Here is a 13,080-nt window from a genome sequence, read left to right on the forward strand (position 1 = left end):
TAAAAATCAGTTCCGATTTTACTATCTCCTTTTAATTCAACTTTACAACAGTCGAAAGCATTCAGAGCCGTACTTTTAAAAAGTGAAGATGACACATGACTTCATCCTGTTATTTATCGAATTCCTTTGAAGAAAACATATTTTCCAAAACAATATATCATTGTGTTTCTCATTCACCAATTTTCTCAGATATATCTCATTATTTCCATCCCCATTTCACAACGACAGCGGATATAATATAAAGTTCATCAGATACAGCCCTCATTGCGCCTGAGTAGCATTTTTGTCTTTGCCAATTTCTAATATTGTAAATCCTCTCCTCTTAACATAATTCCCAAAATTATATTGACCCTTTCTTAAATGATTATCCACTTGCCAATCTTACATATAATAGACAAAGGAATGCTTTTTATGGATTCATCATAAGAGCATTGAAAATATTTCAGCGCCCTAAATTAAAAAATATCTTTATAAATCAAAATATTATAAATAATATAATAATCACTCTGAAATACGCATTTTGAAACAATAACGTACAAACTCTTCAGACTTTTCAAAAAAATGAAAGAAGTCCAACCTAAAAGCATATTAAAGATATGCAAAGTCACACTCTCGTAAAAATGCTATAACACAAGATGAATAGAGAATGAGAAAAGCCACAAGTACAACTTGTGGCTTTTTGAAAGATTAATCAAAAACAGGAACAACACTAGAAATGATAACGCAATCCACCTGAAAAACTCGTTCCAGAAAAACCAGCTTTCGTTAGTTTGTGCTGATAAACCAAATCGCCGTAAAGCGCAAATTTTTGAGACAATTGGGCATTAAAACCTAACCCAGTTTCTAATGAAGAACCAAAAGCACCTAGCTGAAAAGCATCTTTAAAATGCACAAATTGTTTTCCTTCAAAACCATGAGCAAGATGAAGCTTGCCATAGAAAGAAATAACTTGAGCCTCATCAGTAGCAACCAGCCTCTTTGTTAAACGCCCCCCAACACGCCCTATCCATTGATGAAGCTTTCCTAAATCAATATCAAAGCCGTCCACATCACGCACCTTATTAAATTGAAGATATTGATAAACAACCTGAACTTGAGGATCAAAAACAAAACCGTCCTCTCCTACCATAAATGTTTTACCAGCAGTCAATGAAGCACTTAAAGGATTTCCCTTTAATGTTGCCGTCTTGCCCCGTGCGGTTGTTAGAACATCACCCTTAAAAAACCCATAAGACACAAGACCATCAACGTAAAAACCCGCATCATGCTGCATACCACCATATGCTGTAACTGACCATTTATCAAATGTACTTTTTTGACTCTGCTCAACATTCAAAGGTTGCAAAGAAAATCTCTCGTAAGCCCCGATAATTCCAAAAGAAGTGGAACCATACGTATTTTCGATTGCTTTCAGTAAAACACCAGCCTCTAGTGCATTATAATCAAACTCGCCGCCATAACCATATTCAAGCGCAGAAAGATTTGAAGTATAACGATGATTGCCGCCATAACCGCTCACAAAAAAGAGAGGTTTTTCACGACTTTCTAATAAGCCCCCAGAAGCAATTCGCAAAGCTTCTAATCGCTTATTTTGATTGTTAACATTCATCAAACCAATATGACGTAAGGCATTTGGCAAAAGGAGATAAGTCGGAACCTGCGGAACAACAGCCTTAACGCCCGGCTTAGGACGAGGATGAGGCTCCGGAGCTGGTGCTGGAGAAGGTTCTGGTCCTGGAATTGGGTCAGGATCTGGTTTAGGTTTAACATCAGAATCTATCGATCTACTTTCAAGGCGAAAATCCCAAAATTCTCCGTTCCCTTCAACTAATCTCTGATCCATACTTGCTTTTCCAAACTCAGATTCTGGACCATAACTATAAAGCTTATATTGATAAGGTAATGCGTTTAACGCTACATAACCACCTTCCAACTGAAAAGAATCTTGCTTTGCTTGTCCAGAAACCTGAATGATTGAAATACCTTCAGCATTCCCCCCCTTTCCCGTATATCCTCCTGGACTTCCTGCAACACCATGCACTTGGAGCTTTGTTTTTCCCGAAACATCACCATGAATTAAAACACGATCAGTCTTTTGATGATCAAGATCACCGCCCTTATTCAGGTATGTATTAAGAGAAATAGAGGCACCGCCCTGTGCTTTATAAACTTCACCCTTTCCCTTTCCCACACGAAGGGTTTGATAATCATCAACAGAAGAAGATTCGTGTCTTTTAAAATTAATAGAGCTCTCATCCATAAGACTCACGAGTGAAATAGAAGAATCATGTGCAGCCTCGTGTTGATCTTTTTGCAACGGTTGTTGTAAAATCCATTGAGAATGACCTCCCAAATAAAGCTCAGCATTAGAATTTTTATCAACGTGTGTGCGACCCTCAAGAGTAGAAGCATCCGCCAAAACTGTTATAGAAGCACCTTCCTCAGCTTTTAATAAAAAATTCCCTGAACGAAGAGTGCTGTGTACCAACCCCACCGCACCAGAAATCATGTTTTTACCATAAAGAGCCGCATCGTCTAAAACAGAAAATTCTGTTCTATCCAAATTAACAACTTCTAATCGTGGTGGAACTTTTTCTTCCTCTGATGAAATTTCTTCTTTTTTATCCCCACCTTCACTCCATGGCTTCTCTCCCCGAAAATAGATACCATAAGATCCCTTACCCTTTACGGTAACAGAAGAGGATTTCATATTAACTTCAGTCACAGGAATCTTTGAATCAGAATCCTCATTTGATAAATTTTTAACTTCCTGAAGAGGAATAGAATTAACTTTATTTTCTAATAATATGCCATGGACACCCCCACCAGTACTAACAATAGTACCCTCTAAATTAACAGCCCCCCCTAAATCCGTACGCAAAACCGCATGATTATCCGAATTTTTTTCTTTACCTTTCCCAGTAATTTTAACATTCTCGAGATTTACTTTTCCACCTAACATCGAAGAAATCCCATGGCTGTTCATAAAATCAACTGATCCACCTGACATCCAAATTTCTGAATGATCATAACTTAAAAGACTTGCATTCCCATTAGCGGTCTTAACTTTTGTATCTTCTAAAAGAACAAACGATTTCTCTGCTGCATCAACACCCTCATGGTTCTCCACAATCTTTCCATTTTTTACCTCAATCACGCCATTACTCGCACGAAGGGCTATAATTGTGCCTTTGATAATCGGATCTTCCAAAACAATCTTACCGTTCTCTAATACATGCACCCCCATTAGAAAAGTTTTATCAGCAACTTGACTACTAACCGTTACACCCTTCCCGCAAACTTCTGTACCTATTCCTTTCACCGTTATAGCAGTAACGCTCGACGGTTTCCCCCCACGTACAGCTTTATAAGACCGATTATCAATTTTGTCTTTTTCACAATTATCGCATATATAATATGCACCATCATGTAATATAAGCTTATTATTTTCATATATTTCACGGCCGTATACACCTTCTTTTTCCTCACTGTATCCACTGAAAAAGTTAGAAAAATTATCCCTAATAGGATATCCATCAACACTACTGATAAAATAACTGCTGTTTGGAACAGTGGGGGCAATTGGGACGACATAAACATCGGTCTCGATATTGCTAATACCATAAGAAGACGTACTATAATGCCCTTTAACACTTGCTTCAACCATTGCTCCATTTTGAAGCAAAGAGAGGATAGCGGTTGTACAAGCACATAAACATACATGATTTCTAAAAACTTTAATCATAGTTCCCTCGAAACTTTCCTTCCCCTCTCATTAAAAACAAAAGCACTTACAAAACACCCCATTGCACACCTCAAAAATACGAAAAGTGTAACAAAAGAACATGCCTCATGCTCATCTGAACTGTGCAATGAATTATCCCAATAAATTTGGCAAAAGCTCTACGCCAAAACCACCTATAAGAGAATAGTTACAAAACACACTTTATGAGTGTATAATGCATTCTGTATTTCGTGTAAAGAAAAAATAAAACCAGTGCGTGCAATTAATTAAAAACACAATCAAACCTTGTGAACTTTAAAAATTAATCCACAAGGAAATGAATGAAACAATGACTTAAATCAGTAGAAAACAAACGCTCAAAAACGAGCTTTAGAAAACATCAAATATTATATTAGATATCAATACAGTACCAAAAAGGATAACGTAACGCATACCGGTCTGCTGAACGCTTAAAAAGCCGATAAAAGCGAAGCACTCTATCGCATCAGTAGCAGCATAAATTTTAAGAAAATTCGCTTTAGCGGAGAAAAGTGCTCTCATGCATAAAACAAACTATGTCTTTTTTGCTTAATAAAGAAGACGAGATTTTTTAAGAACAACACAAGTTGTTATAAAGAAAAAAGGCAGCACAATGTGCTGCCTTTTCTAAAAAAGTACATAGTGTACCTTATATTAAAACTGATAACGTACTCCTCCGGAAAAACTTGTTCCCGAAAAACCAGCCTTATTAAGCTTATGTTGATAGAGAATATCAGCATGCAGAGAGAACTGTGGCAACAATTTTGCATTAAAACCTAATCCAGCCTCTATAGAGGAACCAAAAGCTCCTAACTTGAAAGCATCATTGAAATGCACAGACTGTTTTCCTTCAAAACCATGAGCAAGATAAAGCTTACCATAGAAAGCAATAGCATTCACGCCTTCAGAACCTGTAGGAATCTTGGTTAAGCGTCCACCAACACGTGCTACCCACTGATTAAGGTTACCCATTTCAATATCAAAATTGTCAATATCACGAGCTTTATTAAACTGGAGATGTTGATACACAACCTGAACCTGCGGATCAAAGACAAAACCCTTATATCCTGTCGCAATTGTCTGACCACCAGCTAAAGAAACACTCAAAGGATTACCTTTTAATGTTGCTGTTTTACCCCGTGCAAGGGTGAGAACATCACCTTTGAACAGACCATAGGATAAAAGACCGTCGACATAGAAGCCAGCATTATGCTGCATGCTACCATATACCGTAGCAGTCCATTTATCAAATGCACTCTTCTGGCTTTGCTCAACATTCAAAGGCTGCAGAGAAAGTTTTCCATAAGTTCCCATAACGCCAAAGGATATAGCACTGTCAGCATTTTCAATAGTTTGCAGCAGAACACCTGCCTCTACACCATTATAACTAAGATCGCCGTCATAACCATATTCAAGTGCGGAAAGATCTGAAGCATAACGGTAACTTCCACCATAGCCGCGCAAGTATAAAGCGGGATTTTCACGAACCTCTACCATTCCTGTAGAAGTCATCCGCAACGTCTCCAATTGCTTATTTTGATTGCTAATATCCATCAAACCAGCGTGGAATACGCTATTAGGCAAGACAAGATAAGTTGGAACCTGTGGAACAACAGACCTTACAAATTGTTCAGGAAGGGCAGCAGATCCAACAGACTTAACATACTGATTTTCTAAACGGAAGTTCCAAAATTCTCCACCATCCTTAACAAATTTCTGCTGAACATGCTCCTGTTTCGAAGTCGCTTCTGGACCATAAGCACGAAGAGTATATTTGTAAGGTGAGTTTCTCAGTGCAACATAATTGCCATCGAGTTGGAAAGAGTCTTTCTTTGCTTGACCATAGACCTGAATAATTGAAACAGTATGAGCAATCTTGGCATTCGCTTTACCATCTCCTACATTGCCCGCATCACCTCGTACATGTATTTTTGTTTTTCCAGAAACATCACCATGAATTACAAGCCGATCAGTGACTTGCTGATTACTCGGATCATGAGGATTTAAACGTGCATTGAGATGAATTGCAGCATTACCCTGTGCCGCATAAACTGTTCCTTTCCCATTTCCAATATGGAGAGTCTGATATTTTCCTTCAGATTCCGAAGATGCAAAATCAATAGTACTATTTACAAGACTTACAGAAGAAACGCATGAATCCACACATCCTAAATCTGGAGTACCCAAATTCCTCTGTGCACTTCTTTTTAGAATCCACTCTGATTGATTAATTAAATCTAATTTTGCATAAGAACTTTTATCAACGCGAACATCGCCTTTAACAATAGAACTATCAACCGATACCGATATATTGGAATTATTCTCAGCCTTCAACAACAAATCACCAGCAAGAGTTGTCTTATTTTCTAATGAAACATGACCACCAGAATTATTACCATAGATCGCTATACCCTTTGCAACTTCAAAACCAGTTTTCTTCAACGAAACTGTCCCTGTTATGCCTACAAGCGTTTTTTCCTGTTTGGATACAGTACTCCGCTTAACAACAATTACTTTCTCAGTTGCTAAATCCTCACTCCGATTTTGTTGACTCGCTTCTTTCTGTATTCCCCCATCAAAATATATACCATAGGTTCCATCACCTTCCACTGTAACAATAGAAGACTCGATATTTGCATGATTCGTAGTAGGACGAACCTCAGAAGATCTCCTTCTCCTAGAAGAGCCGGTCTCAACCACATTATCATCAGACTTCATAATCCACAAAGCATGAGCATCAGTCACAACATTCCCATTCTTAAAATCAACAGAAGCATTATCACTCAACAGAAAAGCTGCACGCCCAAAGTTATCTGCGGAATCTAACTTACCCTGTCCTTTTTTCGCAGTAATATTAACTTTGTCTAACTCAACGCTTCCCCCAGCTTCTGACCTCACAGCCACTCCCTTTTCCAAAGTAATAGCCCCAGAGTCCATAGACACCTTACCAGCCAGACTTACCAAACCAGCCGCAGCCAAATCCCCCGTCACGTTAATTTTCGTATCCTTTAAATTAACAGATGATCCAGAACCCGCCAAAGCGCCTACATAAAGCGCATCGACTGTCCCATCATTCATCGTAACCTTCCCACCACTTTGCGCTTCAAGCCCAATCACAGAAGATTGGATTTTTGATTTTTTATCCAAAATAACTTCTGCTTTATCTTCTGCAAGCACAGCACTCACGAGCTTTGATATAGTAAAATCAACATTATTTTTACTATTAGAAGAATCCGCACCACTAACAGTAGTACCCTCTAACTTGATAACTGTATTCGGATTTCCTGCATGCATAGAATGTTGAGTTGCCTCACTTGCCTTCAGTGTCTTCCCTGTTATTGTCCGCGATTTACCATCTCTACACAAATAAGAAGTCTGTGATCCCCTCTCACTATTATTATTCTCCGTATCACCACATGTAGAAGAAATCGTTTCCTTACCAGAATTATTAAGCACAAGAACACGTCCAACAGCTCCACTAGAAGATGCAACAGGCTTTACAGAAACCTTAGAAGAAGGCTTTATGGAAGCAGTTGAATTTAGACTAGAAGATGCAACAGGCTTTACAGAAACCTCAGAAGAAGGCTTTATGGAAGCTGCTGATTTTATAGATGGAATCTTATTCGATATAGTGTGCCCAGATGATAGAGAAATCCCATCTGTCGATATCACAGAAATCCCACCTCGATCAGATCTCGCTGCTGAATCAGCTCCTAAAGATATTAAATTTAACGAACTTCTACCTCTAGATGAAGGAGATAAATTGGATGAAACAGTATATACGCTATGCCCAGATGTCCCCGATCTTGCAAGATTATTAGATGCGCCCCTCTCAGATACAGCAGAAGCAACAGGAGACGTAGTAGGAGAAGGACGAGACGTTACAGTTTCAGATGTTCCAGCCCTCCCCTGATCAGTAGATGCTCCCCCCTCAGATACAGCAGAAGCAACAGAAGGCGTAGTAGAAGAAGGAACAGACGTTACAGTTTCAGATGTTCCAGCCCCACCCTGATCAGTAGATTCCCTCCCCTCAGATACAGTAGAAGGAACAGAAGACGTAGTAGAAGAAGGAACAGACGTCACAGCTTCGGATGTTCTAGCCCTCCCCTGATCAGTAGATGCGCCCCCCTCAGATACAGCAGAAGCAACAGAAGGCGTAGTAGAAGAAGGAACAGACGTTACAGTTTCAGATGTTCCAGCCCCACCCTGATCAGTAGATTCCCTCCCCTCAGATACAGTAGAAGGAACAGAAGACGTAGTAGAAGAAGGAACAGACGTCACAGCTTCGGATGTTCTAGCCCTCCCCTGATCAGTAGATGCGCCCCCCTCAGATACAGCAGAAGCAACAGAAGGCGTAGTAGAAGAAGGAACAGACGTTACAGTTTCAGATGTTCCAGCCCCACCCTGATCAGTAGATTCCCTCCCCTCAGATACAGTAGAAGGAACAGAAGACGTAGTAGAAGAAGGAACAGACGTCACAGCTTCGGATGTTCTAGCCCTCCCCTGATCAGTAGATGCGCCCCCCTCAGATACAGCAGAAGCAACAGAAGGCGTAGTAGAAGAAGGAACAGACGTTACAGTTTCAGATGTTCCAGCCCCACCCTGATCAGTAGATTCCCTCCCCTCAGATACAGTAGAAGGAACAGAAGACGTAGTAGAAGAAGGAACAGACGTCACAGCTTCGGATGTTCTAGCCCTCCCCTGATCAGTAGATGCGCCCCCCTCAGATACAGCAGAAGCAACAGAAGGCGTAGTAGAAGAAGGAACAGACGTTACAGTTTCAGATGTTCCAGCCCCACCCTGATCAGTAGATTCCCTCCCCTCAGATACAGTAGAAGGAACAGAAGACGTAGTAGAAGAAGGAACAGACGTCACAGCTTCGGATGTTCTAGCCCCCCTCGGATCAGTAGATGCGCCCCCCTCAGATACAGTAGAAGCAACAGGAGACGTAGTAGTAGAAGGAACAGACGTCACAGCTTCAGATGCTTCACTCTCTACGTATCCATCATATCCACCTTCTGTATGGTCTTCATTACCTGTCTCAGTTTGATGAACTACAGAATTCACACCAACCGTATCAGAAGTACTATAGCCTACTATATCATATTCTGCTTCATTCTGACTAACCGTTTGACTCGGATCAACATTAAGAAGGGAAATACCCACATTTCCATCTGTTGTATACAATTCTTCATGATATCCCAAATTTCCCCCCAACATATAAGGATCCGTTCCCCTATTACTACTTCCATCAACAGTCCCCCCAATTGTCGAAATATGTAGAGAAGGAGATAAAGGATCTGATATTGTAGAAGGCTCATTTCCAACCTCTTCATGATTTATATCACCTGTATCAGATCTCCTAAGTAATGCGGGGTCCCCATTCGTACTAGAAGTAATAACTCGATTAGGTGGTGTAGATTCAGAAATTCCAGATGGAAGAGTTGATCCTACAGAAGAATTATCTACCTCACTTCCCACAGTTTCACGAGGTTGCACGGAAGGAATATTTACTCCCGCCCTCTCCCTATTGCCACCTACGAAAGAAATAGAATTACGCTCATAGAGCAAATTTCTATCTTCTAAACGAAAATCCCAAACATCTTTACTGCCCTTAACCAAAGCCTTATCGAAATACTGCATTTTCGAAGGAATAGTTGGACCATAAGCACGAAGAACATACTGATAAGGAGTTCCGAGCGTAACATAATTACCATCTAAACTAAAAGAGCTTTCTTCTGCCCTTCCAAAAACTTGAATAAGTGAAATACTATATCCCTTACTATTCTTGTTATCGCTGCTACCCCAACCTGCTCCTTGTGCCCTCACCTTTACTTTAGTTTGCCCAGAAACATCACCATGAATCAACAGTCTATCAGAATTTCGACCAATGACCTTACCAGATACATCTACGGCCTTACCAGTTACATCTACATTGAACTGAATTGAAGAAGTTCCCTTAGCACTGTAAACAGTGCCCTTTCCTTTTCCGATGCGAAGAGTTTGATATACAGTAACAGCCTTTCCACCGTTAGAACCCTCACTATTTCTCTTTTGTGAAGTAAAAAATTCAATAGCACTATCTTGAAGACTCACAGATGAAATACATGAATCTATACAATGCCGATCGACATCTTCTGAATCTTCATAGGAACTTTTTGTTACCTGCCATTCTGCTCCATTGGATAAAAAAAGCCTAGCATGAGATTTATCATCAAAACGTGTAGCACCTGCAATGGTAGATTTGTTAGCAAAAACAGATAAATCAGAATTTTTAGCTTTCAACAAAAGAGCACCCGAAACTTCCGATTCATTTTGCAAAAAAACGTAACCATTCAAACCATCACCGTAAATAGCGATACCCTCTGGAACTTTGAGAGAAGTCTTTTCTAAAAGAACCTCATGTGGCACCGGATCCACAGACTGTGTCCCATTACCCCGACGATCAAAGTCTATACCATAAGACTTTTTACCTGGAACCTCAATAGATGAAGATTTTATAACAGCATTTAAATTCAAGAAATTAGAGAATGGATCAATGCCAAGGGCACTCTCTTTCTGTATTCTAGCCTTATAAATAGAAGAAGAAATATCACTAAAAGCTTTGGGGAAACTATTGGAAGAACTATGGGAAGAACGAAAATAAACAGGAAGATCTTCCTCACCATTTTCATCTTCAAACTCAACAAAATAAGTGGCTATATCTTCTTGCATATTTCGTACAATATTGCTTGGAACATTTGGACCAATCTGCAAAAAAACAGTATTTGGAACATCAAAACTCCCATTGTTAAACGAAATATAACCATCACGTGATAGAAAAGCAATGCGCCCAACATCTTGAGAAGAATCATCTCTATCAGAATCTTCCGGACCCACCCGCTCTCTACTTCTCCCCCCTGCCTGTATCTGTGCAGCATCATTTATTTTAGAAACATTTTCTTGAATTGTAACATTATCCAATAGAACAATTCCCATTTCTGAAGCGATAACCCCTACCGTTGTACTTCCTAAAGAAAGTGTTCCTCCTTTCATCTCTATTACAGATTTATCATCACTCCACAGACCAATTATATCTGCTTTAACATTTGCATTTTCCAAAAGAATCACACCTTGTTTTGAAGCCATAGCATTCACATAACTGCTGTGAAGGGAACCACTATTCATAGTAACCTTTCCATAACTAGAAGCTCCAATCCCATAAGCAAATCCCTCAACCACTGTATCTTTCAAATTAATCTCAGCGCCAAATTGAGACTTACCATCCGCAAATACAGAGCCCCTACCTTCACCCTGAAACAGAATTTTATTGTCAACCACCTTAATATCTGCACCTTCTTCAGCAACCACGGATATCCCAGATACATTAATCACTGTAGGCGAAGGACCTGTTACATATATAGCACGCTCATACCTTCCTGCTTTAAGCTGAGTTTTACTACTACCTGCACCTTGTCCAAGTGTATGTGTAGCACCATCATCACAGAAAATAGACGCTCTAGACGGAGATTCTTTGGCTGAAGAACAAGGCGGTAACAATGCTGGTACTGATTCTACTAAAGGACTCGGTTGCCCAGAACCAGAGACACCGCCAGTGCCAGCGCCGCCAGGAACACCGCCAGTGCCAACGCCGCCAAGAACACCGCCAGTGCCAGCGCCGCCAGGAACACCGCCAACGCCAACGCCGCCAGAAACACCGCCAACGCCAACGCCGCCAGAAACACCGCCAACGCCAACACCGCCAGGAACACCGCCAACGCCAACACCGCCAGGAACACCGCCAACGCCAACACCGCCAGGAACACCGCCAACGCCACCAGCACCACCAAGTCCACCAGCACCACCAAGTCCACCAGCGCCACCAAGTCCACCAGCACCAACGCCGTCAAGGGCACTACTAGTTACTCGTGGTGCGGGAGGTGCGGGGTCTTCTGCTACTTTAGGTGCAGAAGATTTCGATGAACTTCCCCAAATTGATTCTGTCAGATATGAGAATCCAGTTGACAACCACATTTGCCCCATAGAAGCATCTACACCTTGTAAAAAGAAGAAAGCACTTGTTGTCAGTGCGTACAAACGTGTACGCTTTTTAAATACATTGATCATATGTCAAACTTTCTAAATAATGTTGCAAAAACACTAGAATTAAGTGAAAATGAGGTAAGTGAACAATTTGTAACATATGTAAGTCAACTTTACAACATAGTGTTATTTATTTACGCTTCATTTTGTGCATAAAAATACCAAAGTTAAGTTTTTAATTGCACAACCCCTTGTAGTATCAGATAAAAGGATAAAATCACGATGATAAAATATATGAAATGGATGACTTCTGTTTTACTGGTTGCCATCAGCTTTGCAACGGTTTTGTGGACTCATACGAGTATTGCAAATACCAGTACCCAGACAAATGTAACGATTGATCATGTTTCAGGCACGACTTCTGTTCCCGCTTCTCCGCAAAAGGTTGTTGTGTTTGATCTTGCTTCGCTAGATAATATGAATCGCCTTGGTATCAAAGCCGTTATCGGCCTTCCAGAAGGAAAAAAACCTTCCTATCTGCAACAATTTAATGATGAAAAATATGAAAGAATTGGAACCGTTTTTGAACCAGATTATGAAAAAATTGCCACTCTTCAACCCGATTTGATTATTATTTCCTCCAGAACTCAAGCAAAATATAAAGATTTATCCAAAATAGCTCCAACAATTGATCTAACAGTAGAAAACGAAAATTCTCTTGAAGATATTAAACGAAATGTGTCTATCCTTGGAAAAATTTTTGGCAAAACACAAGAAGCAGAACAGGAAATTGCAAAACTCAATGAAGCTTTTGCTGAAGTCCGTAAAAATACCCAAGGAAAAGGCACTGGGCTCATACTCATGACTTCTGGTGGAAAAATCAGTGCTTTCGGACCAAAATCACGTTTCGATATTTTTCACTCCGCTTTTGGAATTGCCCCTGCAACCGATAAACTTACCGTGCAAAAACATGGACAACTCATTTCTCCTGAATTCATTCTTGAAACCAATCCTGATTGGTTGTTAGTGATTGATCGCGATGCAGCCATTGGACGGGAAGGACAATCCGCAGCACAATTGCTCAACAATGAGCTTGTTCACCGCACAACAGCAAGCAAACAAAACCAAATTATTTATTTGGACTCTTGGAGCTGGTATCGTGCAAATGGTGGTTTAACGGCACTCATTGAAACCGCACAGCAGATCAATGAAGCCTTTACAAAGAGCAAATAAGCGTACAAAAGAGCTTGCTTGCTATATAAATAAAATTTAAAAGCAGAGGTTGTTTATTAAGC

At 40.2% G+C, this 13,080-nt stretch carries 3 protein-coding genes; 1 reads left to right on the plus strand and 2 read right to left on the minus strand.

Annotation, left to right across the window (positions count from 1 at the left end):
• Window positions 1–709: 709 nt before the first annotated feature.
• Together ACFIK7_RS06945 and ACFIK7_RS06950 are read right to left on the minus strand one after the other, a co-directional pair.
• Window positions 710–3,745 (minus strand): autotransporter outer membrane beta-barrel domain-containing protein, encoded by a 3,036-nt coding sequence (locus ACFIK7_RS06945; protein ID WP_375663150.1) that lies wholly within the window; start codon window positions 3,743–3,745, stop codon window positions 710–712.
• Between the two features lie 672 nt (window positions 3,746–4,417).
• Window positions 4,418–11,869, minus strand: coding sequence for an autotransporter outer membrane beta-barrel domain-containing protein (locus ACFIK7_RS06950; protein ID WP_375663151.1), 7,452 nt, complete (start codon window positions 11,867–11,869; stop codon window positions 4,418–4,420).
• A 198-nt stretch (window positions 11,870–12,067) separates the two neighbouring features.
• Between ACFIK7_RS06950 and ACFIK7_RS06955 the strand changes: the two genes are divergently transcribed.
• Entirely contained in the window at window positions 12,068–13,018 is a 951-nt protein-coding gene (locus ACFIK7_RS06955) for a siderophore ABC transporter substrate-binding protein (protein ID WP_375643607.1), read from the plus strand.
• Window positions 13,019–13,080: the final 62 nt, after the last annotated feature.

The sequence above is a fragment of the Bartonella sp. CL266QHHD genome (assembly GCF_042195355.1).
GTDB lineage: Bacteria > Pseudomonadota > Alphaproteobacteria > Rhizobiales > Rhizobiaceae > Bartonella.

Coding starts and splice junctions, on each gene's coding strand:
- ACFIK7_RS06950 (WP_375663151.1), bottom strand. CDS start 11,869: ATGATCAATGTATTTAAAAAGCGTACACGTTTGTACGCACTGACAACA.
- ACFIK7_RS06955 (WP_375643607.1), top strand. CDS start 12,068: ATGATAAAATATATGAAATGGATGACTTCTGTTTTACTGGTTGCCATC.
- ACFIK7_RS06945 (WP_375663150.1), bottom strand. CDS start 3,745: ATGATTAAAGTTTTTAGAAATCATGTATGTTTATGTGCTTGTACAACC.